Origin of the sequence: Chromohalobacter sp. 48-RD10 (assembly GCF_029889785.1) — a bacterium.
Lineage (GTDB): Bacteria > Pseudomonadota > Gammaproteobacteria > Pseudomonadales > Halomonadaceae > Chromohalobacter.
Genome location: NZ_JARANX010000002.1, coordinates 206,312 through 230,208, shown reverse-complemented (window position 1 = coordinate 230,208; position 23,897 = coordinate 206,312). Strand labels below are relative to the sequence as shown.

23 protein-coding genes and 4 tRNA genes are annotated in these 23,897 nt (G+C 59.4%); 14 read left to right on the top strand and 13 right to left on the bottom strand.

Annotation, left to right across the window (positions count from 1 at the left end; genetic code table 11):
* Position 1: 1 nt before the first annotated feature.
* Positions 2-730 (bottom strand): UDP-2,3-diacylglucosamine diphosphatase, encoded by a 729-nt coding sequence (locus tag OP496_RS03925; protein ID WP_280562173.1) that lies wholly within the window; start codon positions 728-730, stop codon positions 2-4.
* Positions 731-815: 85 nt separating this feature from the next.
* Complete coding sequence (locus OP496_RS03920) at positions 816-1,310, bottom strand: peptidylprolyl isomerase (protein ID WP_280562172.1); 495 nt, start codon at positions 1,308-1,310, stop codon at positions 816-818.
* A gap of 167 nt (positions 1,311-1,477) precedes the next feature.
* Here OP496_RS03920 and OP496_RS03915 point away from each other — a divergent pair, with 167 nt between their 5' ends.
* Together OP496_RS03915 and cysS are read left to right on the top strand one after the other, a co-directional pair.
* Complete coding sequence (locus OP496_RS03915) at positions 1,478-3,157, top strand: glutamine--tRNA ligase/YqeY domain fusion protein (RefSeq protein ID WP_280562170.1); 1,680 nt, start codon at positions 1,478-1,480, stop codon at positions 3,155-3,157.
* A 12-nt stretch (positions 3,158-3,169) separates the two neighbouring features.
* Positions 3,170-4,555, top strand: coding sequence for a cysteine--tRNA ligase (gene cysS / locus OP496_RS03910; RefSeq protein WP_280562168.1), 1,386 nt, complete (start codon positions 3,170-3,172; stop codon positions 4,553-4,555).
* 106 nt (positions 4,556-4,661) lie between these two features.
* Here the strand turns inward: cysS and mtnN are convergent, their stop codons facing one another.
* The 3 genes from mtnN to folD are packed head-to-tail and all read right to left on the bottom strand — an operon-like array spanning position 4,662 to position 6,778.
* Positions 4,662-5,369 carry a 5'-methylthioadenosine/S-adenosylhomocysteine nucleosidase gene (gene mtnN, locus OP496_RS03905; RefSeq protein ID WP_280562381.1) on the bottom strand — a complete coding sequence of 236 codons (708 nt, stop codon included), beginning with the start codon at positions 5,367-5,369 and terminating at the stop codon, positions 4,662-4,664.
* Positions 5,370-5,392: 23 nt separating this feature from the next.
* Positions 5,393-5,860 carry an S-ribosylhomocysteine lyase gene (locus OP496_RS03900; protein WP_280562167.1) on the bottom strand — a complete coding sequence of 156 codons (468 nt, stop codon included), beginning with the start codon at positions 5,858-5,860 and terminating at the stop codon, positions 5,393-5,395.
* A gap of 54 nt (positions 5,861-5,914) precedes the next feature.
* Positions 5,915-6,778 carry a bifunctional methylenetetrahydrofolate dehydrogenase/methenyltetrahydrofolate cyclohydrolase FolD gene (gene folD, locus OP496_RS03895; RefSeq protein ID WP_280562166.1) on the bottom strand — a complete coding sequence of 288 codons (864 nt, stop codon included), beginning with the start codon at positions 6,776-6,778 and terminating at the stop codon, positions 5,915-5,917.
* 210 nt (positions 6,779-6,988) lie between these two features.
* On the opposite strand from folD, the gene OP496_RS03890 reads away from it, so the two are divergent.
* The 10 genes from OP496_RS03890 (at position 6,989) to OP496_RS03845 (ending at position 16,246) form a co-directional block, all read left to right on the top strand.
* Positions 6,989-7,065 (top strand) — tRNA-Pro (locus OP496_RS03890).
* 56 nt (positions 7,066-7,121) lie between these two features.
* Positions 7,122-7,198: transfer RNA gene (locus OP496_RS03885), tRNA-Arg, on the top strand.
* Positions 7,199-7,275: 77 nt separating this feature from the next.
* Positions 7,276-7,350 (top strand) — tRNA-His (locus tag OP496_RS03880).
* Positions 7,351-7,380: 30 nt separating this feature from the next.
* Positions 7,381-7,455, top strand: a tRNA-His gene (locus tag OP496_RS03875).
* 277 nt (positions 7,456-7,732) lie between these two features.
* A complete protein-coding gene (tig, locus tag OP496_RS03870; RefSeq protein ID WP_280562165.1) occupies positions 7,733-9,085 on the top strand; it encodes a trigger factor in 1,353 nt (450 codons plus the stop codon).
* A 97-nt stretch (positions 9,086-9,182) separates the two neighbouring features.
* Positions 9,183-9,803 carry an ATP-dependent Clp endopeptidase proteolytic subunit ClpP gene (clpP, locus tag OP496_RS03865; RefSeq protein ID WP_280562164.1) on the top strand — a complete coding sequence of 207 codons (621 nt, stop codon included), beginning with the start codon at positions 9,183-9,185 and terminating at the stop codon, positions 9,801-9,803.
* 89 nt (positions 9,804-9,892) lie between these two features.
* Complete coding sequence (gene clpX / locus OP496_RS03860) at positions 9,893-11,173, top strand: ATP-dependent Clp protease ATP-binding subunit ClpX (protein ID WP_280562163.1); 1,281 nt, start codon at positions 9,893-9,895, stop codon at positions 11,171-11,173.
* Between the two features lie 173 nt (positions 11,174-11,346).
* Positions 11,347-13,755, top strand: coding sequence for an endopeptidase La (gene lon, locus OP496_RS03855; RefSeq protein ID WP_280562162.1), 2,409 nt, complete (start codon positions 11,347-11,349; stop codon positions 13,753-13,755).
* A gap of 176 nt (positions 13,756-13,931) precedes the next feature.
* Positions 13,932-14,204 (top strand): HU family DNA-binding protein, encoded by a 273-nt coding sequence (locus OP496_RS03850; RefSeq protein ID WP_280562161.1) that lies wholly within the window; start codon positions 13,932-13,934, stop codon positions 14,202-14,204.
* A 233-nt stretch (positions 14,205-14,437) separates the two neighbouring features.
* Positions 14,438-16,246, top strand: a complete 1,809-nt coding sequence (locus tag OP496_RS03845; protein ID WP_280562160.1) for a SurA N-terminal domain-containing protein — start codon at positions 14,438-14,440, stop codon at positions 16,244-16,246.
* A 101-nt stretch (positions 16,247-16,347) separates the two neighbouring features.
* On the opposite strand, the gene OP496_RS03840 is transcribed toward OP496_RS03845, so the two are convergent.
* The 8 genes from OP496_RS03840 to OP496_RS03805 form a co-directional block, all read right to left on the bottom strand.
* The gene (locus tag OP496_RS03840; protein ID WP_280562159.1) at positions 16,348-16,608 is read right to left on the bottom strand and encodes a YkgJ family cysteine cluster protein; all 261 of its coding nucleotides are present in this window, start codon (positions 16,606-16,608) and stop codon (positions 16,348-16,350) included.
* Positions 16,609-16,656: 48 nt separating this feature from the next.
* Complete coding sequence (locus OP496_RS03835) at positions 16,657-17,496, bottom strand: 6-carboxytetrahydropterin synthase (RefSeq protein ID WP_280562158.1); 840 nt, start codon at positions 17,494-17,496, stop codon at positions 16,657-16,659.
* A complete protein-coding gene (queE, locus tag OP496_RS03830) occupies positions 17,496-18,140 on the bottom strand; it encodes a 7-carboxy-7-deazaguanine synthase (RefSeq protein ID WP_280562157.1) in 645 nt (214 codons plus the stop codon). The genes OP496_RS03835 and queE overlap by 1 nt, the downstream gene beginning before the upstream one ends.
* The gene (gene queC, locus OP496_RS03825; RefSeq protein ID WP_280562156.1) at positions 18,140-18,895 is read right to left on the bottom strand and encodes a 7-cyano-7-deazaguanine synthase QueC; all 756 of its coding nucleotides are present in this window, start codon (positions 18,893-18,895) and stop codon (positions 18,140-18,142) included. Before queC ends, queE begins: the two co-directional genes overlap by 1 nt.
* Positions 18,896-19,027: 132 nt before the next feature.
* On the bottom strand, positions 19,028-20,065 hold the full coding sequence (locus tag OP496_RS03820; RefSeq protein ID WP_280562155.1) for an asparaginase: 1,038 nt from the start codon (positions 20,063-20,065) through the stop codon (positions 19,028-19,030).
* Positions 20,066-20,110: 45 nt separating this feature from the next.
* A complete protein-coding gene (locus OP496_RS03815) occupies positions 20,111-20,599 on the bottom strand; it encodes a hypothetical protein (RefSeq protein WP_280562154.1) in 489 nt (162 codons plus the stop codon).
* Positions 20,600-20,669: 70 nt separating this feature from the next.
* Positions 20,670-21,284, bottom strand: coding sequence for a CBS domain-containing protein (locus tag OP496_RS03810; RefSeq protein ID WP_280562153.1), 615 nt, complete (start codon positions 21,282-21,284; stop codon positions 20,670-20,672).
* 71 nt (positions 21,285-21,355) lie between these two features.
* Entirely contained in the window at positions 21,356-21,856 is a 501-nt protein-coding gene (locus OP496_RS03805) for a hypothetical protein (RefSeq protein WP_280562152.1), read from the bottom strand.
* A 249-nt stretch (positions 21,857-22,105) separates the two neighbouring features.
* Here OP496_RS03805 and fliD point away from each other — a divergent pair, with 249 nt between their 5' ends.
* Complete coding sequence (fliD, locus tag OP496_RS03800) at positions 22,106-23,488, top strand: flagellar filament capping protein FliD (protein WP_280562150.1); 1,383 nt, start codon at positions 22,106-22,108, stop codon at positions 23,486-23,488.
* Positions 23,489-23,498: 10 nt separating this feature from the next.
* Positions 23,499-23,897: a flagellar export chaperone FliS gene (gene fliS / locus OP496_RS03795; protein ID WP_246894496.1), complete on the top strand. Its 399-nt coding sequence runs from the start codon at positions 23,499-23,501 to the stop codon at positions 23,895-23,897.

The window sequence follows — 23,897 nt, the reverse complement described above, 5'->3', positions numbered from 1 at the left end:
GTTAGATCGCGAATTCGCGTAGTTGGGGTGTGGCATCGTCCACGACACGCACTTCCCAGCCACTGCCGGGCCGCCAGTCGCCGAGTACGATACGCTGGGCAGGCTGACCGTCGAGATGGAAGTCGTGTACCGCTGGGCGGTGCGTATGGCCATGGAGCAGCGTGGTGACGCCATGCGCGCGCATGGCTTCTTCAACTTCCGCCGGCGTCACGTCCATGATCGCATCGGCTTTTTGCGTGTTGGCGTCCGCGGATTGCAGGCGCAGGCTCTTGGCCAGCTCCAGGCGCTGCTCGATGGGCAAGGCGAGAATCTGAGCTTGCCACTCGGGATCTCGCGACATGGCACGAAACTTCATGTACTCCTCATCGCCGGTGCACAGGCTATCGCCGTGCATCAGCAGTACGCGCTGGTTGCCCAGGGTCACAAGGCTCGGGTCATCGAGCAGGGTGGCGCCGGCGGCATCGGCGAAGGCGTGACCGACCAGAAAGTCTCGATTGCCATGCATGAAATAAATCTGGGTGCCGGCGTCGCTGAGGCGCTTTAGCGCCTCGATGACCTGACGCTCCAGGTCACCGAGGTAGTCATCGCCGATCCAGGCTTCGAAAATATCGCCAAGCAGGTAGAGCGTGTCGGCGTGGCGTGCCTCAGTCTCCAGATAGTTCAGAAAGCCGTGGACGATGTCCGGCTGGCCTGCGTGGAGGTGTACATCGGAAATCAGCAGGGTGGTCATCGTGCTGGCGTCCTCATGGGCGTGCGTGTAACGGTAGTCAACTGCCTGAACGCCGCGCCGGATATCGGCACGGCATCGCGCCTTGTCAGTCTTCGACGTAGGCGTGTTCGAGGATAACGTCTTCGGCGGGCACATCGGCGTGCATGCCGCGGCGCGTGGTGGGAACGTTCTTGATCTTCTCGACGACGTCCATACCGTCGGCGACCTCGGCGAAGACGCAATAGCCCCAGCCTTGTGTGGACTTATCGCGATGGTTGAGGAAGTCATTGTCGGCGACGCTGATGAAGAATTGCGCGCTAGCGGAATGCGGATCCTGAGTGCGCGCCATGGCCACGCTGCCTTTGACATTCTTCAGACCGTTGTCCGCTTCGTTGTCGATCGGTGCGCGGGTGGGCTTTTGTTCGAACTGAGTGTCGAAACCGCCGCCCTGAATCATGAAACCATCGATGACCCGGTGGAACAGGGTATCGTCGTAATGGCCGTCGCGTACGTATTGCTCGAAGTTGGCCGCGGTCTTGGGCGCGTTTTCATGGTCGAGGCGCATACGAATGCTGCCGTAATTGGTTTGCAGAACGATCATGGGCGTATCCTGGCGAAGAGAACTGAGCGCGACTTGGCGTCACGCGCTGGCGTCGCGCTATAATAGCGGCTTTGCACCCGCGGGCGAAACCGTGTCGAGGCGCCAGCCAGTGCTTTGACGTGCCCTCCGGTCACTTCGCGAACGAACAGAGGTTCTTTAGACAGCCCATGAGCGTAGATAGCCACTCCGCCCCGAATTTCATCCGCAATCAGGTTCGCGAGGAAATCGAGGCTGGTCGCCAGGATACCATCGTCACTCGGTTTCCGCCGGAACCCAACGGTTTCCTGCACATCGGCCATGCCAAGTCGATCTGTCTGAATTTCGGGCTTGCCGAGCAGTTTGGCGGTCAATGCCACCTGCGTTTCGACGACACCAATCCCGCCAAGGAAGAGCAAGCCTATATCGACGCGATCAAGGCCGATATCACCTGGTTAGGGTTCGAGTGGAATGGGGCAGTGCGCTACGCCTCGGATTACTTCGATCAGTTGTATGCCTGGGCGCAGCATTTGGTGCGCGAGGGCAAGGCGTATGTCGATGACCTGTCCCCCGACGAGATTCGTGAATACCGCGGCACCTTGACCGAAGCGGGCAAGCCGAGCCCGTATCGCGATCGCACGCCTGAGGAAAACCTCGATCTGCTCGAGCGTATGCGCAAGGGCGAGTTCGCCGAAGGCGAGAAGGTGTTGCGAGCCAAGATCGACATGGCGGCATCCAACATCAACCTGCGTGACCCGATCCTTTATCGTGTGCGACATGCCCACCATCATCAGACGGGTGACAAGTGGAGGATCTACCCGTCCTACGATTTTACGCATGGCCAGTCGGATGCGCTCGAGGGCGTCACCCACTCCCTCTGTACACTGGAGTTCGAGGATCATCGTCCGCTTTACGAGTGGTTTCTGGAGAACCTCCCGGTGCCGGTCAAGCCGCGTCAGATGGAATTCGCACGTCTCAACCTTGCGTACACGGTGACCTCCAAGCGTAAGCTCAAACTGCTGGTCGACCAGGGGATCGTGGATGGCTGGGACGACCCGCGCATGCCGACGATCTCGGGCATGCGTCGACGCGGTTATACACCGGGGTCGGTGCGTAAGTTCTGCGAGATGATCGGCGTGACGCGGGCCGACGGCGGCATGGTAGATATCGCCATGCTGTACCATGCGATTCGCTCCGACCTGGAAGACAACGCGCCGCGTGCGATGTGCGTGCTCAAGCCCCTCAAGGTGGTGTTGACCAATCTCCCCGAGGATCATCAGGAAACCTTCGAAGTGTCTGGCCATCCGGCGCGTGATGATATGGGCGTGCGTCACTTGCCGTTGACGCGCGAGGTGTGGATCGACCGTGACGATTTTATGGAAGAGCCGCCCAAGAAGTTCTTCCGCCTTGCGCCGGGCAAGGAAGTACGTCTGCGCAATGCCTATGTGATCCGTTGCGACGAGGTCATCAAGGACGCCGACGGCGAGGTCCAGGAACTACGCTGCAGTGTCGATCTCGACACGCTGGGCAAGAACCCCGAAGGGCGCAAGGTGAAGGGCGTCATTCACTGGGTGAGTACCTCGCATGCCGTGCCGGTGGAGGTGCGCCTGTACGATAACCTGTTCCAGGTCGAGGCGCCGGATCGTGACCGTGACGTTGATTTTCTCGAGCACTTGAATCCCGAGTCGCTGCGTATCGTTGAAGGTTACGCCGAGCCGAGCCTGGCCGATGCCGAGCCCGAAAGCCGCTATCAGTTCGAGCGCGTGGGCTATTTCTGCACCGACCGCCATGAATGTCGCGATGGCAAGCGGGTTTTCAACCGTACGGTGGGGCTCAAGGATGGTTGGGCCAAGGCGCAGAAGAAAGGCTGAGAGGGGTTCATCGTGCAGATCTACAATACACTGACGCGTCGCAAGGAAACGTTAACGCCACTCGAGGCGGGACGAGTGCGCATGTACGTCTGCGGGATTACCGTCTACGACTACTGTCATATCGGTCATGCTCGCGTCATGGTCGCCTTCGACATGATTACCCGCTATCTTCGCTGGCGCGGGTTCGATGTCGACTACGTGCGTAATATCACCGATATCGATGACAAGATCCTCAAGCGGGCCGAGGAGAATGGCGAGCCGATCGCAGCGCTGACCGAGCGCATGATCGATGCCATGCACGAAGACGAAGGGCGAATTGGCGTATTGCGTCCGGATCGCGAACCACGTGCCACGGCACATGTCGATGATATCGTCGCGATGGTTCAGCGCTTGATCGACAAGGGGTATGCGTATCTGGCCGCCAACGGTGATGTCTATTATCGCGTGCGGCGTTTCGAGGGGTACGGCAAGCTCAGCAATCGCGATCTCGATGACATGCGTTCGGGCGCGCGTATCGAAGTCGAGGCCGCCAAGGAAGACCCGCTGGACTTCGTGCTGTGGAAAGCCGCCAAGCCGGGCGAGGAGAGCTGGCCGTCGCCGTGGGGCGCAGGACGACCGGGTTGGCATATAGAGTGCTCGGCGATGTCGACGTGCTGCCTGGGCGATACCTTCGATATTCATGGCGGTGGACCGGACCTGGTTTTTCCCCACCATGAAAACGAGATCGCGCAAAGCGAGGCGGCGACCGGGCAAGCCTACGTCAATACCTGGATGCATGCGGGCGCGGTCCGGGTCGATCATGAAAAGATGTCCAAGTCGCTGGGCAACTTCTTCACGATCCGCGAAGTCCTGGAGGTGCATGCCCCCGAGGTGGTGCGCTATCTGCTTCTGGCCAGCCATTACCGCAGCCCCCTCAATTATGCTCCTGACGCGCTGGGCGAGGCGCGCCGTTCCCTGGAGCGCTTTTACAACGCGTTGCAGGGCGTCACCCCGGTGGCCGGCGAGTTGGAGGCGGGGTATCGCGAACGTTTCGTGGCCGCGATGGATGACGATTTCAATACCGCTGAGGCCTTGGCAGTGCTGTTCGACCTAGCGCGCGAGTTGAACCGCACCAAGCAGGATGTCCCGGAATGTGCACCAGCGTTGGCTTACGAGCTCATATCGCTGGGCGGTGTGCTGGGGTTCTTCGGGCAAGCGCCCGCCGATTTCCTGCAGGCAGGGGCGGGACGACTGCCGATGACCGAGGAAGAAATCGAGGCACACATCGAGGCGAGGGCGCAGGCCAAGAAGGCCAAGGACTTCGCTACCGCCGATGGCATACGCGATGAATTGGCGGCGCTGGGGATTGTGCTGAAGGATAGCCGCGAAGGCACGACCTGGGTGATCGAAGGCCGCTAAGCTCTGCCTGAAACGTCGGCGAGCGCGGAAGGTCCATAAACGACAAAACCCGCGACCCGATCGCGGGCTTTGTCATGCATTCGGCCTGATGCGTGTCGCGGTCGACTCAGGCCGGTGTTCCCAGGCGCTTGACCATGGCTTCGACCATTAGCGCCGAATGCGTGGCGGCTTGCTCGATGAAGGCCTTGAAGGAAAGATCGGACTCCTTGCCGGCGATATCGGAAAGCGCACGAATGACGACGAACGGACAGTCGTAGAGGTGGCAGGTCTGAGCGATGGCCGCCGCTTCCATTTCGGCGGCCAGCATGCTCGGAAAGCGTTCGCGTGCCTGCGCCACCATGGCCTCATCGGCCATGAAGACATCGCCCGTGCAGATCAGGCCTTCCGTGACACGTAGCTCGCCGAGTCCCTCTATGCACTCCCGGGCGACCTCGACCAGGCGAGGGTCGGGGAGGTAGGCGGGAGGCATCTGAGGCACCTGGCCGTACTCATAGCCGAATACCACGGCGTCGACGTCGTGGTGACGCACCTCGCTGGAGATGACCACGTTCCCCACTTCGAGGTCGGCCCCGAAGCCGCCCGCCGAGCCCGTGTTGATGACAACGTCGGGTTTATAGAGTTCGAGTATCTGGGTGGTGCCAACGGCGGCATTCACCTTGCCGATACCTGATTGCAGGATGACGACCTCGACACCGTGCAAGTGGCCGGTGTGAAAAGTCGAGCCGGCGTGTTGGCGGGTCTGGCCGTTTTCCAGGTGCGAGGCGAGGAGTTCGACCTCCTCGGCCATGGCACCGATGATGGCGATCTTGTGCATGTAGGGCGTGATCCCTCTCTCGATCAGGCGAATACCTGATTCCATTCGTTGCGTTTGGCCAGCAGATCACGAGCCAGTGCTTGGGCGCCTTCGAGGCTGTGGCTAGCGGCCCAGCCGCACTGCATTTCACTGCAGGCCGGCACTTCCTCGGCGACGAGAACGTCGTTGAGGGTCTTGTCGATCAGATCGAGGGCGTCGTCATAGTCGTCGTGATTGATCATCGAGATATAAAAGCCGGTCTGGCAGCCCATGGGGCTGATGTCGAGCACCTTGTCGGTATGGTTACGCGACAGCTCGGCCATCAGGTGTTCCAGGGAATGCAAGTCGGGCATTTCCATGTGCGCCTTGTTGGGCTGGCAGATGCGCAGATCGTACTTGTGAATCGCGTCGCCCTGTTCACCGGTCTTGATGCCGGCCAGACGCACATAAGGTGCCTTGACCTTGGTGTGGTCGAGGTTAAAGCTTTCGACATTCATTTCTTTATCGCTCATCTATCCACTCCTTTTCTCGATCTCGGTATCGCCATTCATTGTAACTCCTGTATGTTAGGCATGCATGCCGTCGTGGAGTTCGGCGGCAAGCAGGGTATTCTCTAGGAGCGAGGCGACCGTCATGGGGCCGACGCCGCCCGGTACGGGGGTAATGAAACTGGCGCGTTCGGCGGCAGGCGCGAACTCGACATCGCCTGCGAGCTTGCCATCGGCCTGGCGATTGATGCCCACGTCGATGACGATGGCATCTTCCTTGACCCATTCGCCCTTGACGAGCCCCGGCGTGCCAACAGCGACGATGAGCAAGTCGGCACGGCGTACGTGCGATTCGAGATCTCGGGTGAAGCGGTGGCAAACAGTGGTCGTACTACCCGCCAGCATCAGCTCCATGGCCATGGGGCGCCCAACGATATTAGAGGCGCCGACGACGACGGCATCCAGACCGCGTGCCTGAATGCCGCTTTCCTGTAAAAGCGTCATGATGCCTTTGGGGGTGCAAGGGCGCAGCACGGGAAGTCGTTGAGCGAGGCGGCCGAGATTGTAAGGATGAAAACCATCGACATCTTTATCGGGCCGGATACGCTCGAGAATCGGGCGTTCGTCGAGATGCTCGGGTAGGGGGAGCTGAACCAGAATACCGTCGATGCCGGTGTCGGCATTCAGCGAGTCGATCAATGCCTCGAGTTCTGCCTGCGTGGTCGAGGCGGGCAGTTGGTGCTGCACCGAATGCAGGCCGGCCTGATCGCAGGCGCGGTGCTTGTTGCGGACGTAGACGTCGGAAGCGGGATCTTCGCCAACGAGGACGACCGCGAGTCCCGGGGCACGCTTACCGTCATGGCGGCGTGCCTGGACCTGGCGAGATACCTGTTCGCGGACGTTAGCGGCAATCGCCTTGCCGTCGATCAACTGAGCGGTCATCGACTCGTTCCTTTAGACATGCGTGGCCCGATACTGGGCCGACGTTAAAGAGAGGCGCAATTTTCGCACGCTGGGAGGCGCAGTCAATGTATCCATCGCGTGAAGAAGGCGGAAGGTAGAACGTAAGGGCTTGACCTGGCAAGGAAGATGCGTAAAATACGCTGCGCATCGACGGGCTCGATTGGCCATGCCCAAGCGGTCTCGGGGCAACGGGGTATAGCGCAGTCTGGTAGCGCGCCTGCTTTGGGAGCAGGATGTCGGGGGTTCAAATCCCTCTACCCCGACCAGCATCCGGATCCTCTCGAGGGTCGGTTCCAGGTTGGGTCTGTGCCGGCGTTATCAAGCGCTCATAGCTCAACCGGATAGAGCAACGGCCTTCTAAGCCGTAGGTTGCAGGTTCAAGTCCTGCTGGGCGCACCAGGCTCAAAGCCAAAAGCCAGGTTTGAAGCCAAAAAGAGTGTCGATGTCGGGAGAATTCCCGTGCGTATCAAGTCATGGTGGATGTAGCTCAGTGGTAGAGCCCCGGATTGTGGCTCCGGTGGTCGTGGGTTCGATCCCCATCGTCCACCCCATACTTGAACGTGCAGCAACAAATCGTCGTGGTGGATGTAGCTCAGTGGTAGAGCCCCGGATTGTGGCTCCGGTGGTCGTGGGTTCGATCCCCATCGTCCACCCCAGCGATGATTTTCCTCTTCTTGTTCCCCCCTTTGTTTGCTTCCTTTAGCGTAGTCCTCATTTCCATGAGTCGTACTCCGCACGCCTGAATCGAGGTACCTCGTTCGGTTTTTTGTGTCATCAGGATGACTACTAGCCCTTTTTTCGTGTCTTTTCCCTTGTAAGATGAGGCATATACCCCCATAAACTTCGTAGTGCGCTTGCCAGCGCGAATGGGGATTCATAGAATCCTCGTCTTATACGTATTTTCAGAACGCCCCAGTCGGTAGAGGATCATTCATGCAAGTTTCCGTTGAGTCGACTTCCCAGATCGAACGTCGTGTCACCGTCCAAGTGCCGGCTACCGAAGTCGATCAAGCCGTGGCTACCCGCCTGCAGGAAACCGCCAAAAACGTACGGCTGAACGGCTTTCGGCGTGGCAAGATTCCGATGACGGTCGTACGCCAGCGTTTTGGCCCAGAAGTCCGCAACGAAGTAGTGGGCGAAATGATGCGTCAGCATTATGTGCAGGCGATCACTCAGGAAAGCCTCAATCCGGCGGGTTCTCCGCAGGTAGAGCCGACCGTCGATGAAGACGGGAAGGATCTGGAGTTCGTCGCGATCCTTGAGGTGTATCCCGAGTTCGAGCTCAATACGATCGAAAATGCCGAGATCGAGCGCCCCTATGCGGATGTGGCCGAGGCCGATGTCGATCAGATGATCGACACGCTGCGTTCACAAAACTCCGAGTGGGAAGAAGTCGAGCGTGCTGCGGCCGATGGCGATCAGGTGACCGTCGATTTCCAAGGGTTTCTGGGCGATGAGCCGTTCGAAGGTGGCGCCGCCGAAGGTCATGAGCTGGAGCTGGGGTCCAATAGCTTCATTCCCGGCTTCGAAGAGCAGTTGGTGGGTGCCCAGGCCGGTGACGATCTCGAGATCAAGGTGACCTTCCCCGAAGATTATCAGGCGGAGCATCTGGCGGGCCAGGAAGCCACCTTCAAAGTGACAGTGCACAAAGTGGCCGGCAAGCAGCTGCCTGAAGTCGACGAAGAGTTCATCAAGCGCTTCGGGATCGAAGAGGGTGGCGTCACTGCCTTTCGCGCCGATGTGCAGAAGAACATGGAGCACGAGCTATCTCAGGCCGTGACCAGTCGCGTCAAGCAGCAGGCTCTTGAAGCGTTGCAGCAGGCCAATGATATTCCGGTCCCGCAGTCATTGATTCAGCAGGAGACCGAAGGACTCAAACGCCAAGCCGCGCAGCAGTTCGGTCTAGGGGAAGACTTCGATGTTTCCCAACTGCCCGACGAGCTGTTCGCCGACCAGGCGAAGAAGCGCGTTCAGGTTGGCTTGCTGTTGGCTGAAGTCGTCAAGGTCAATGAACTCGACGCCAGCGACGACGAAATCAAGGCGCACGTCGAAGAGTTGGCACAGCAGTATCAGCAACCCGAACAAGTGGTTGAGCATTATCTCAATAATGAGGACATGAAAAACCAGGTCAAGTCCTCGGTTCTTGAAGACAAGGCGGTTGACAAGCTGCTAGCGCAAGCTCAGGTTAAGGATGTCGAGATGCCCTACGAGCAGGCTTTGCAAGCGGCGCAACAGCAGCAAGAAGCAGATAATGAGGGCGAAGCGCAGGAAGAGACAAACGCTTGAGCGTTCTCTCGCGTGCCGTCGAAAGTGTCTGCACCCGGCTACGGCCGGGTCTCTAGTCACTGGAGCAATTAGTCACCGGATTTAAGGAAGCCACGCAATGGGCAACGAGTTCGATATCAGCAATGCCGGCGGTTTAGTCCCCATGGTCGTGGAGCAGAGCGCGCGTGGCGAGCGGTCCTACGACATTTATTCTCGCCTGCTCAAGGAGCGCGTCATCTTTTTGATTGGCCCAGTCGAAGACTACATGGCCAATCTGGTGGTAGCTCAGTTGTTGTTTCTCGAATCCGAGAATCCCGACAAGGATATCCACCTTTACATCAATTCGCCGGGCGGTTCTGTGACGTCGGGGATGTCGATCTACGATACCATGCAGTTCGTCAAGCCTGACGTATCCACCGTGTGCGTCGGCCAGGCTGCCAGCATGGGGGCGTTGCTGCTTGCCGGCGGTGCCGAGGGCAAGCGCTACTGCCTGCCGCACTCGCGGATGATGATTCATCAGCCGCTGGGCGGCTACCAGGGTCAGGCCGCGGATATCGAGATCCACACCAAGGAAATTCTCAACATCCGTCAGCAGCTCAACGAGATTCTCGCCAAGCATACCGGCCAAGATGTGGAAACGGTGGCACGAGACACGGATCGCGATAATTTCATGGGCGGCGCCCAGGCGGCCGAGTACGGCCTCATCGATGCCATGCTGGATAAGCGCCCTGTATCCTGATAGCGTTTAACCAAACATGGTAGCGATTAGCGAGACATGCATTTATTACCGGCGGTTCCTCAGGGCCGCTGCTATCACGAGGTACACGAATGGCTGACGGCAAAGGCAAAGACGAGAGCGGCAAATTGCTGTACTGCTCGTTCTGTGGCAAGAATCAGAACGAAGTGCGCAAGCTGATCGCGGGTCCTTCCGTCTACATCTGTGACGAATGTGTCGATCTATGCAACGACATCATTCGCGAAGAAGTGCTGGAAGCCGATGCCGAGGGTGACGACGAGCGCCTGCCGGCACCGCGCGAGATCCGTTATACACTGGACGATTTTGTCATCGGGCAGGACCGTGCCAAGCGGGTGCTGTCGGTAGCGGTCTACAACCATTACAAGCGTCTTCGTGCCGATGTGAAGACCGACGATGTCGAACTTGGCAAGTCGAATATTCTTCTGATCGGCCCGACCGGTAGTGGTAAGACCTTGCTGGCCGAGACCATGGCCCGATTGCTTAACGTTCCTTTTACGATCGCCGACGCGACGACCCTGACCGAAGCTGGTTATGTGGGTGAAGATGTCGAGAACATCATCCAGAAGCTGCTGCAGAAGTGCGAGTACGATGTCGACAAGGCGCAGCGCGGGATCGTCTACATCGACGAAATCGACAAGATTTCGCGCAAGTCGGACAACCCCTCGATTACGCGCGATGTCTCCGGTGAAGGCGTCCAGCAGGCCCTGCTCAAGTTGATCGAGGGCACTACGGCCTCGATACCACCTCAAGGCGGTCGCAAACATCCCCAGCAGGAATTTCTGCAGGTCGATACCAGCAATATGCTGTTCATTGTCGGCGGGGCGTTTGCCGGGCTCGAGAAGGTGATCCGTGATCGCATCGAGAAAGGTGGCATCGGTTTTAACGCGGAGGTGAAGAGTAAGGACTCCGAAAAATCGATGGGGGATGTCCTCGCTGGCGTCGAGCCTGAAGACCTGGTCAAGTTCGGTTTGATTCCGGAATTCGTGGGCCGTGTTCCGGTCATCGCGACGCTGACCGAGCTCAGCGAAGAGGCCTTGGTCCAGATCCTTACCGAGCCCAAGAACTCGCTGATCAAGCAGTACACGCACCTATTCTACATGGAGGGTGTCGAACTGGAATTTCGCGAGGATGCCTTGCGCGCCGTGGCCCACAAGGCCATAGAGCGCAATACTGGCGCGCGTGGTTTGCGCTCGATCCTCGAGTCCGTGCTGCTTGATACCATGTACGAGGTTCCATCGCTGGAGGATGTCACCAAAGTGGTCATTGACGCTTCGGTCATCACCGGTGACAGCGACCCGCTGCTGATATATTCCCAGCAGGAAGAAAGCAAGGTGGCTGGCAAGGACGGTTGAGCCCTAGCCTGAGTCACCCTGGGGGCCTAAGGGCCCCCTTTTCGTATGTGTCCCCGTCTGGAGCCATGAAACCTACGGGCTGCACGGTTGCATCATGCTGGATGCGCCCCCATTTCTCTGGCATTAGTGCCGTCTCGCGGCCCATGCACCGAATTAGTTGAGGAACGTCTGCGATGGAGCAGAACGCTGAACAGACCTTGAGTCTTCCCCTTTTGCCGCTGCGGGACGTGGTTGTCTACCCGCAGATGGTGATTCCGCTGTTCGTGGGGCGCGAGAAGTCGATTCGCGCGCTCGAGACGGCCATGGAAAACGACAAGCGGATATTGCTCGTTGCCCAGCGCGAAGCCGGTCAGGACGAACCGGAATTCGGCGATCTCTTCGATGTCGGTACGGTAGCTGAAATCATGCAGCTGCTTAAGCTGCCCGATGGCACCGTCAAGGTATTGATCGAAGGCGATTACCGTGCCGACGTCCGCGATATCCATGAGGACGATGCGGGTTACGTCTCTGCCGAGGCTTTGCGCCGTGAAAGCGAGACATTGACCGAACGCGAGCAGGAGTCGCTGGTCCGGGTGCTGCTCAATCAGTTCGAGCAGTACGTCAAGCTGTCCAAGAAGGTGCCCAACGAAGTCCTCGATTCGTTGTCCGGCATCGAGGACCCCAGCCGCTTGGTGGATACCATCTGTGCTCATCTGTCGCTCAAGATCGGCGACAAGCAGGAATTGCTCGAGATGGACCGGGTGCGTGATCGTATCGAGCACCTGATGGCGCTGATCGAATCCGAGATCGATTTGCTGCAGGTGGAAAAGCGCATCCGCTCGCGCGTCAAGGACCAGATGGAGAAGTCGCAGCGCGAGTATTATCTCAACGAGCAGATGAAAGCCATCCAGAAGGAAATGGGTGAGCTCGAGAATGCGCCCAATGAGGCCGACAAGTATGAGCAACTGATCGAATCTACGGGCATGCCCAAGGAAGCGGCCGAGAAGGCGCGTCAGGAGTTGGGCAAGCTCAAGATGATGGCGCCGACCTCGGCCGAGGCGACTGTTGTGCGTTCGTACCTCGATTGGTTGGTGGCGGTCCCCTGGAAGAAGCGCTCGCGCGTCAAGCACGACTTGGTGAACGCGCAGAAAGTGCTCGATGAAGACCACCATGGCCTGGAAGAGGTCAAGGAGCGGATTCTTGAGTATCTTGCCGTCCAGAAACGTGTCAAGAAGCCCAAGGGGCCTGTGCTCTGCCTAGTGGGCCCCCCGGGGGTTGGCAAGACCTCGTTGGGGCAATCTATCGCGCGGGCCACCAACCGGCGCTATGTGCGCCTGGCACTGGGCGGGATTCGCGACGAGTCGGAGATCCGTGGTCACCGGCGTACCTATATCGGTTCGTTGCCGGGCAAGATGATTCAGCGCATGAGCAAGGCCGAAGTGCGCAATCCGCTCTTCCTGCTCGACGAGGTCGACAAGGTCGGCATGGATCACCGGGGTGACCCGTCATCGGCACTTCTCGAAGTACTCGATCCCGAGCAGAACAATAGCTTCAGCGATCATTACCTGGAACTGGACTACGACCTGTCCGATGTCATGTTCATCTGTACTGCGAACTCGATGAACATTCCCGAGCCGTTGCTCGACCGCATGGAAATCATTCGGTTGCCCGGTTACACCGAGGACGAGAAGCTGGCAATCGCCAAACGGTATCTGGTGCCCAAGCAGCTCAAGTCCAATGGTCTCAAGGATGAAGAACTCAACTTCTCCGACGAGTCGCTACTTGAGCTTGTGCGCTATTACACGCGTGAAGCGGGCGTACGCGAACTGGAGCGCCAAATCGCCAAGGTCAGCCGCAAGGTACTGCGCGAGCGTGTCGAGGCCGAGAAGCAGCAAGGTGCGCAAGGTCCTCAATTGCTTGCCGCATCGGATATCGAAGCCTACGCCGGTGTGCGTCGTCATAGCTATGGCCTGGCCGATCAGCAGGATCAGGTAGGGCGTGTCACCGGGCTTGCCTGGACATCGGTGGGTGGTGAGTTGCTCAATATCGAGTCGGTGGTATCGCCGGGCAAGGGGCGTCTCAACAAGACGGGGTCGCTTGGCGATGTCATGAAGGAGTCCGTGGATGCCGCGCATACCGTGGTGCGGGCGCGTGCCAAGGCGCTGGACATCGACCCCGACCGTTTCGAGAAGGAAGACCTGCACATTCACGTGCCGGAAGGGGCAACGCCCAAGGATGGTCCCAGTGCCGGCGTCGCTATGGTCACCGCGATGGTGTCGGCGTATACCGCGCGTCCGGTCCGTTGTGACGTGGCGATGACCGGTGAAGTCAATCTGCGTGGAGAAGTGATGCCGATCGGCGGTCTCAAGGAGAAATTGCTGGCGGCGCGACGCGGTGGTATAAAGACGGTGCTAATACCGGAGGAAAACCGCCGGGATCTCAAGGAGGTGCCGGACAATATCAAGGATGCGTTGGATATCCGGTCCGTTAAATGGATTGATGAAGTTCTCGACGCGGCGCTGGTCGGAAAGGCAGAGGTTGAAACCGGTGATTCCCTAGCGGAAACTAGTCAACCTCCGCGTTCCAACATCAGCACGCATTGACAGAATTTAGCGGCCATGTCGTGGTATAAAACCGCGCATGGCGCGGCTCGGCGTGAAGCTTTCTTGACAAGAGTTTCGTAGCATTGCTATAAATTCCAGCCTTTGTTGTGACGCTTCAGGAAGTGGAAGTTTCGCGCCGATTTCCAGTCATTACCGAAACAGTCAAGGGGTGAAGTGTGAACAAGTCCGAGCTGATCGAAGCCATTGCTGCATCTGCCGACATTCCCAAGGCGGCTGCAGGCCGTGCGCTCGACGCCATGGTCGAGACCGTCTCCGATAGTCTGAAAAAGGGCGATTCCGTCGCACTGGTTGGATTCGGCACATTCTCCGTCAAGGAGCGTGCCGCGCGCACCGGTCGTAACCCTCAGACCGGTGAGACGATTGAAATCAGCGCTGCCAAGGTGCCGACGTTCAAGGCAGGCAAGGCGCTCAAGGACTCGGTCAACTAAGACCGGTCGAGCGGGGCCGAAGTGGTCGTCATGAGCGCGACGCATGACGAAAGCCGTGTTTGAAGCGAAATGTCGTGTCGGTTCGGTCCAGCCAAAGAGGCGTATCGCGTAAGCGGTGCGCCTTTTTCATGCCGGTGGCTGTGCTGGAAGTGTGACCCCATTTTGACCGGGGTACACTCGATGCCGGTATAATTCCTTCTGGTTTCAAGAATCTCCATCACGTCGAGGCAAGCATGCTGCAACGAATTCGAGAAGGCTCCCAAGGGTGGACCGCCAGAGTGATCGTGGGTGCGATCATAGTGACGTTCGCGCTTTTCGGGGCCGAGTCCCTGGTCGGGGTCTTCACCTCCGGCAGTGATGACGCCGCGACCGTGAATGGCGAGCCGATCGGCAAGCGAGCGGTCGAGATGCAGGTCCAGCGTGCGATTCGCTCCGGGCAAGTACCGCCCGATCAAGAACGCGAGCTGCGTAAACAAGTCACCGATCAATTGATCTCTACGGAGTTGCTGGATCAATACGCTGAAGAAGGGGGGATGCACCTTTCCGACGCTCAGATCGATCAGCTCATCGTGAGCCGTCCTGAGTTCCAGGATTCAGAGGGCAGTTTTTCTCAGGACGTCTTCTCCAACCGTCTTTCTCAAGCGGGCTACACGCCGTTGTCGTTTCGTAAAGAACTGCGCAGTGACATGAAGCGTCAGCAGCTTCAGCAGGGTATCGGACTGTCGACTTTGGTGTTGCCAGGGGAAGCCAAACGCTTGCAGGCCCTGGAAAATCAGACGCGTGATTTCCGCTATGCTGAGTTGACGGCAGACGATCTCGATACCTCGGTCGAGGTGAGCCAAGATGACATGCAGGCCTATTACGACGCGCATCAAGATCAGTATAAGCGCCCCGAGCAGGTCAAGATCGCGTACGTCGTGCTGGATCAGCAAGAGGTGGCCCGGGATGTCGACGTCGATGAGCAGCAAGTGCGAGACGCTTACGCGCAAGAGCGTCAGGACGCTCCTCGCGAAGTCGCACACATCATGGTCGATTATGGCGATGAGCGTTCTCGCGACGAGGCCATGACGCGTATCGAGAAAGCGCAGGACAAGCTCGACAACGGTGAAGACTTTGCAGCGGTGGCGGCCGAATACTCCGACGATACGGCATCCGCCGACCAAGGCGGTGACCTCGGTGTGATCAATCGCGGCTTCTTGGGCGAAGCGTTCGATGATGCTGCGTTCTCGTTGAGCGAAGGCGACGTTTCGTCGGTCGTCGATAGCGGCGATGGCCTGCATCTGATCAAGGTCACCGACATCGATTTTCCCAGTTTCGATGAAAGGCGCGACCAGCTCGCCGAGCAAGTGCGTCTCGACAACTCAAGTGATGCATTCAACGAGCAGGTTCAGGCGCTGGAAGACCAAAGCTATGCGGCAGAGGACTTACAGAGCGTTGCTGACGAGCTCGGCCTTGAGATGCGGACGAGCGACTGGGTCTCAAGGGACAGTGCCGATGGCGTGCTCGCTGAGCCTGGCGTGATGGATGCCGCCTTCAGCGAAGATGTGCTGGAAAATGGCTATAACAGCGATGTGCTTGAACTCGACGATCAACGCCGTGCCGTGGTGCGTGTCACCGACCATCGTGATGCCACGACCCTACCGCTCGATGACGTGAAGGACCAGGTGCGTGAAGCGACCCAGAAGGTCAAGACACGCGAAGCGCTGCAAGCCCGCGCCCAAACATTGGTCGAGGCGCTCAAGAATGGGGAATCTGTAGCACTCGACTGGCAGGATATCGAGGAGGCCACGCGCGATGGCGACAACGCGCCCGACAGCGTGTTGCAGAAGGCGTTCCGCCTGCCACATCCCGAGCAGGGCAGCAGCTTCGGGCAAGCTTCTACCGATGAAGGGGTCGTCGTCATCGAATTGACCGACGTACGCGACGGGGGTACCGGTGACGCGAGTGAAAGCACGCAAATGACCCAACGGTTGCGTGCGCAGGCCGCTATCCAAGGCTTGACCGAGACATTGCGCGAAGAAGCCGAGATCGAGCGTCATTGATCGAGGCCCACGGGTAAAGGTAAAAAAGCGCGGCTTCTGGAGCCGCGCTTTTTTTATTGGTGCAGGAACGTGCTTATCAATGGAGGGCCAAGGAGCGAGGCTCAGGAATACGTGTCGGTATGCCGCTCCAGGTCCTCGAGTATGGTCAGTGCTTCTTCGCGACTGTCGCCGCAAATCGTGCGATCGTAATCGAAGTCATGGCAAACGGTGGGACGCCGGGGATCGCCGAACAGGCGGCAGCGATTGTCGTCATCGAGTTGCGCGCAGCGCACGCCCGCCGGCTTGCCTGTGGGCATGCCGGGAATGGGGGAACTGATGGTCGGCGCGATGCAACACGCGCCGCAACCGACGCGGCAAGACATGGAGGTGTTCCGTATAGCGAATAATGGGTGATGTACTGGACGTCTCGGTCACGCTGATTCGGCGATGGCGCCCTTGTCGATTCCCTCGAAAGCCTGCACACGAATCCGACCGTATGTCTCTTGGGCTATCTTTTCTGCCAGCCAGGCAGCGATATGCTCGATGGTCGTGGGCGTGGAGAGTAGATGGCAGCGCTCACGGGGAAGCGTCAGATGAAACCGCCCCTGATCGGCGTGATAGGCGATGCTTAATGTATCCAGAGACTCATCGGCCTGTGGCGCGAGATCCTCGTCGTGGATCAAGTAGCAAGTATCCAGTGCCTGCGCCCACTGGTGCTCCAGTTCGGGAGCGCGTTGACCGTCCCGCCAGATATGCAGGCGCGAGCGGTGGCCGTGGGCGATACGCTGGCAATTGCCCGCATGGTGCTTGAGTCCATGGCTGTAAGTATAGGCGGCCGTCTCGATGTCTTCATCGCGCAAACGCAGGCGAATTGTCTCCACCTTGGCAGGAGGACGACGGCTGAGTTCGCTGGAGAGATGCGTGGCCAATTGCTGCGTGGTGATCTCCGACCAGGGCAGCAGAGTGAAGCTTTGACGCGGGCCCCGGAGCTCCATGGGGTAAGGGAATTGCGTGCGCAGGCAGAGCCCCTCGGCGCAATCGAGCACTTGGATCCCGGGCGCTTGGGTCGGTACCAGCAGGGTGTGGTCGAGGCCCTCGTCGAGCCGCGATTTGATCCAGGGTTTGACCTCTCCGAAGTCGAACAGCATGCCGTCGGGGCCGAGTGCGCCGTCGAGCTCGGCATCGACATGCCAGCTAACGCCGGTCAAGCCAAGTTCGGGAGACCACAGCGAGGCGTCGATATGGGTAAGGTGGTTGACGAAAAGCGTCATCAGTCGATTCCCGCGATCTTGTGGGTTTGCAGCGCCAGGCGCCACTGTGGATGAGCGAGGCAGTAAGACACGGTGTCCCGCATGGTCGTGCCTTGTCCGCCGCGTGGCGCGAGATCCATCGGCTGCAGGAAAAAATGCCTGAAGGCGAGATGCGTGAAGTGTTCGGGCATGGCATCGGACTGCGGAAACACCAGTTTCAGCTCATCGCCTTGCGTGATGCGCAACGTCGCATCGCCTTTGGGGCTGACACATAGCCAATCGATGCCGTCGGGCGGTGCGAGCGTGCCGTTGGTCTCGACGGCGATTTCGAACCCTTGGGCATGCATGGCCTCGATGAGTGGTGTGTCGAGCTGGAGCAACGGCTCGCCGCCGGTGAAGACCACGTAGGGCACGGCGGTCTCCTGCGCATGAGGCCAGAGGCTCATGAGATGGGTCGCCAAGGCTTGGGCGTCCTCGAAGCGACCGCCGTGCTGACCGTCGGTACCGATGAAGTCAGTGTCGCAAAAGCGACAGTGGCTGGTGGCGCGGTCGCGTTCACGCCCCGACCAGAGATTGCAGCCCGTGAAGCGGCAGAACACGCTGGCACGCCCAGCGCGGGCGCCTTCACCCTGGAGCGTATAGAAAGCTTCCTTGACGCTGTACATTACGACATCTTCTCCGGCGCAGCATAGGTCAGGGGATCATCGACGCCCTGCGCGGCGAAGGCCGCCAGACGCTCCCGGCAGCTACCGCATTGTCCGCAGGCGTACTCGCCTCCCAGGTAGCAGGTCCAGGTCTGGGCGTAATCGAGCCCCATCGCCAGGCCGTCGGCCAAGATGGTGTGCTTGCTGGCGTGCAAATAGGGCGCCGCGATGCGCACCGGATTGAAGTCGGCGATGGCGGCGACGTCATTAACCCGCTCGACGAATTCGGGACGACAGTCGGGATACAGCACGTGATCGCCGCCGTGGGCACCATAAAAGCAGACATTAGCACCGATGTTGATGGCGTGACCGATGGCCAGCGAGAGCAGGATCATGTTGCGATTGGGTACTACCGTAGCGGCCATGTTGTCGGCATCGTAGTCGCCCCCGGGCATGTCGCGATCGGCATCGGTAAGGGCGGAATTGCCGATCAGGCCGTGGATCGCGCGAATGTCGACCACTTGGTGGGCGACGCCCAACTGCTGGCAGGCCTGGCTTGCCGTCTCGAGTTCACGCGAGTGGCGCTGGCCGTAGTGGAACGACAAGGCGTGGACGTCGAACCCGGCGCTCAAGGCGCGATGCAGAACGGTATAGGAGTCCATCCCGCCGGAGTATATGACCACGGCCTTGGCGGTATCGTCGGGTGTAGTGAGCGCGGTCAGAGAGCTTGCCCCAGCGCTGGCGGGCTGAGGTGCATGGTGCGGTGTGTCGGTCATGAGATTTGTCCTGAGCGGAGAATTTGTAGCCTCTCGCCAGTGTCGCGACACTGGCGGGAAACACGCCCGGGATCCGGTCCGGACGAAGCGCGCATAGTGTAACCGGCGAACCATTCGCCGGCTAGCGTGGCGTCACGTCAGCGCGCTGCGCTCGCCGCATAGCGAGGTCAGGAATTGGCGACGGCGCTGAGCCTCGGGCAGTGGCTGTGAGAGTAGATGGACGAGTTTGGTAAATGCCGCTTCCGGGGTCATGTCATCGCCGGCCAGCGCGTTGATATCCTTGAGTACATTGCCGCTGGCATATGTGCCGAGTGTCACGGGGCCGTGCGGACACTGGCTGATGACGGCGAGCATGGTGCCACGGCTGCTGGCGGCGGCCAGCTCGCTCGCCAGGGCAGTGTCTTCGGGAATATTGCCGCTCCCCCAGCTTTCGAGAACGGCACCGTGTACCGTGTCGTCGTCGAGCAGTCGCGCGATCTGGCGTGCTTGAATGCCGGGCCACAGTGGTAGGCGTATGACCGCCGACGTGGGCACCAAATCGGGTAGCTCGAATCGTGGCGCACCGCTAGGCGAAAGACATCGCGCGGCATAGAGGACCGGCTCGTCATCGATGATCTCGCCCAGCAGCGGCCAGTTGGGGGCGTGAAAAGCATTGAACGCTTGAGTATCCCATTTGCGGGTGCGGCAGCCGCGCATGAGTTTGCCGTCGAAGGCGATGGCCACTTCGGTGAGATTCGTCTGAGCAGCGAAGCGCAGCGCCGTTTCGACGTTATCGAGCGCATCGCTGTTGGGTATTTCCAGCGGTTTCTGTGCCCCTGTTACGACGACGGGTTTGCCCAGGCCTTGCAACTGGAAGGCTAGGCTCGAGGTGGACCACGCCAACGTATCGGTACCATGCAGGACCACGAAGCCGGCATAGTCCGCATAGCGTTCGGCAATGTCACGCGCCAGGCGTTGCCAGTCGGCGGGCGTGGCGCTGCTCGAGTCGATGGGCGTCGTGTATTCGAGCATTTCGAAAGGCGGTATGGCATCGCGCCGGTACGCGGCGAGATGCGTGAAGGCCTGGCGCAGACGCGCCTCGAAGTCGCTACCGGGGCGGAGCCCTCTAGGCCCGTCGAGCATGCCCAGGGTGCCGCCTGCATAAAGAACGAGAACGGTGTTGGAAGTCATGGTGTCACGGATGTCCGGGAAGATATCGGGATGGCGCGATGATAGCTAGTCGTTGTCTCGTTCGGCCAGCGACCACCCATCGGAGGTGCGTGATGGCGTTGTCGAGGCGTTCAGAGCGGCGGTCTTTTCGCGTATCGCAGCGACGTCCTCGTGGCTGACGAAGCGCAACTTGCCGTCGTTGCGCTGGGGCTGAGAAATCAAAGGCCCCTGAAAGCGCCAGCAACGCTCAGGGACCCAAGAGACGTAATAACGTCGACCGTCGTACTCGGCTTCGCGCTCATTGATCAGACGTAATTCGTCGCGTAGCGGTAGCCGTGCGAAGAGATCGGAGTGCAAGACCTCATGGTGCTCACCGATGCGCACCGGTCCCACGAATGTGCCGCGGGCCAATGTGCATCGGCGACGCGACATCCGCTCCGTGCCCCCTGCCATCCCCTTGCCGCAAAGGTGCAAGGTCGTGTCGTCGAATTGTTTGATGACCCAGATGGCAATACCGTGTTGGCGGGATAGGCGGTCTTGCAACCACTCGAGCATGCAAAACTCCTTCGGCCGTCGATAAGCGCCGCCGGGCTCGGGGGTGGCCCCGACCCCGGTGAGGCGTGTATTACAGGTCGTGCCCGAGAATGACTTGGCAGATGGCGGCGAAGCTGCGCGCTTCCGGTGGGTGATCGAGGTCGATTCCCAACGACCGGCTTATATCGGAGGCCGAAACCAAACCGCGAATGATCGGGGCCTGCTCCCCGGGTGCAGTAATCAACAAGTGTTGGTCGCCGGATGCCTTGAGCGTTTCCACGAGCTCGCCGACTCGAGCGGCTTCCAACTGAGCTAGCGGCAGTGAGTGCAACTGCGCGCGTGGCGTCTGGATCATATCCACGGTGACTTCCTCGCGCGGCACATCATGTTTCTGCATGGCGATGGTGATCTTGCGTCCTCCGACTAGCTCGCGAGCGTTGATGACACCGGTGAATCGCCCGTCTGGCCCCATGACCATGAGCAAGCGAACGCCTGCCTGTTTCATGGTGTTGAGGGCCTGCGAGATGGTGTTGGAGGTGAGGATGGTCTGGGCACGCTGCGTGCTGAAATCGGTCAAGAGTCGCGCCGCTGGGCTTTCCAGCGTCAGCTTGTGACGTGTGGCGCGTGGTTGAGCGATGCCGGTGACGCCGTCCAGCTCCGATAGGGTCAGCGTGGAATAGAGGCTCGGTGAAGGAGATGTCGTCATGATGGATTTGCCCCATTAGCTGAGCCGCCAAGCCGCGTCTAAACCGTTGGACGGGGCTTGGCGGGCAGGATTTACATGTGCTGGCGAAGATCGCCACGGACACTGTCGAGAAAAGTAATGAAATGGATGTCGCGATCGTCATCCTGACGGTCGATGCGACACCCCATTTGCATGGTGCGTTTGACGAGAATTTCGTCGTAAATATCCAGTGTGACCTTGAGCGCTGGCTTGTCGCCAGGCGTGAGGCTGCCGTCTTCGAGTGTGAAGCTTTCAAGCAGCGTGCCGCGTACACGCGTAATACCGCCTTCGGCAAGAACGCGGCGTACAAAGAGCCAGCCTTCGCATGCCAGCGAGTCTTCATGAGCGCGCTGACGCAAAAATAGCGTACGGTAACAAGCGCCCTCGGCGGCACCTTTTTCCGCCATGCTGCGGTAGCCTTCGGCGACACGCGACGCCATGGCGCCTGACTCGGCCAGTTTACGCACGGCAGCGTCATGTTCGCGATGGAGCTGGTCTTGACGTTGAAAGCGTTGCCAGCGTGCGTAGTCGGCGAAAAGCGATGTCGAGTCCATCGTGGCTGTGGCTCCTGAGGTCGATTCGAGTTACCTATCATCGCGCATCGAGGCGTGATATTGCCAGCGTCGACGCTCGGGGCGGGACGCGTTGCTCTGCCTCGAGCCGTCAGAAATGATCACGCGCAAGGGCTAAAGTTTACGCACCTGGGGCCGATGTATGAATAGAGCTCGTAAAGTTAGTCTTTTCGGCGCTAGCGTCGGCGAGCCTCATGGTAAAAAGATCAACCTACTCGCTGAGGGCATGTCATGCCTACGATTACTTCCCTGGGTGTCGGTTCGGGTCTGGATTTGAGTGGCTTGCTGGACGATTTGAAAAAAGCCGAGAGCGCGAAGCTAGAACCGATTACCGAACAGAAGAAAAACTACGAAGCCAAGCTGTCAGCCTTTGGGCGCCTGGAAAGTGCGCTGGACTCGCTGCGCGAGTCGGCAACGGCGCTCAGTGATCCCGAGACCTTCCAGGCGCTGAGCAGCAAGATGCAGGGCGATGCCGTCAGCGTATCGACCGACAACACGGCCGTCCCGGGGCGTTATCAGATCGAGGTTAGCGCCTTGGCCCGGTCGCAGACGCTTGCTTCCGAGGGTTTCGAAAAAGAAGCCGAGCTCGACACCGGCGAGCTTTCTTTCAACGTTGGCGACGAGGCGTTTGCCATTACCCTCGACGATGGCAACAACACCTTGGAAGGCTTGCGGGACGCGATCAATGCGAAGGATGCCGGCATCAGTGCCTCGATCATCAATGATGGCAGCGATAAACCCCAGCGCCTGGTACTGACCGCCACCGAGACGGGTGAAGTGAACCAAATCGCGATTTCTTCCGAGGATGCGGCGTTACAGGCGGCTTTCGGCTTTGATGCGGCGGATCCCGATGCCAGCGACATGCGTCAAACGGTGGCCGCGCAGGATGCACGGTTGAGCGTGAATGGTATCGCCATCACCAGTGCGTCCAATCATGTCGAAGGGGCGTTACAAGGGGGGACGTTCGACTTGCAGGCGACCAATGAGGGAGAGTCGGATGCGCTGACGCTCAGCCGCGACGATGGCGCGGTCAAGGATTCTCTCGATGATTTCGTCAAAGCCTACAATTCGCTGCAAGAGCGCATGTCGAGCCTGACGTCGTTCGATGCCGAGTCCGGAGCGGCGGGAGAGCTGCTTGGCAATTCCACGCTGCGAGGCGTTGAGTCGCAACTGCGCAATGCCATGGGGCATGTTGGGGACGGTGAATTTGCGTTGTTGTCCAACATGGGGATTTCCCTGGCACTCGATGGCACGCTCGAGGTTGACGATGAGGCCCTGGACGAAGCGATCGACGGCAATCTCGACAGTGTCAGCGCGTTTTTCGTCGGTGATGTCGACGATGAAGAACGTGACGGGTTCGCCGCCAGCCTGGACACGGTGTTGGGCAACCTGCTCGATGATGGCGGAACACTGGGTACGGCCACCAGCGGTATCGATACCTCTATCGAGCGCCTGGGTGAACGTTATACCAGCATGCAGGACTCCATCGATGCGACGGTGGCGCGCTACCGCACGCAATTCGCCGAACTGGATTCGCTGGTGTCGCAAATGAACTCGACGAGTTCTTATCTGACCCAGCAATTCGACAGCTTGAACGCACAAATGAATCAGTAGGGGAACTATCATGAATATGATGCGAGGTGCCCAGGCCTATGCCCGTGTCGGCGTTGAATCCGGGGTGATGTCGGCCAGCCCCCATCAGTTGATCGTGATGCTTTTCGACGGCGCGCAAGCCTCCATCCGGGCTGCCAAAATGCACATGGAGGATGGCAATATCTCCGCCAAGGGGCAGGCAATTTCCAAGGCCTTGAATATTGTCAATAATGGGTTGGCGGCGGCGCTCGATCATGAGCGCGGCGGTGAACTGTCGGAGCGCTTGGGAAGTTTGTATGACTATATCGCGCGGTTGTTGCTGAGAGCCAACTTGCGCAACGATCAAGCCGCGCTCGACGAGGCCGCGCATCTGCTGGAAGATATCGGTTCGGCCTGGCGCGAAATCGCCCCGCAAGTGGATGGATCATGA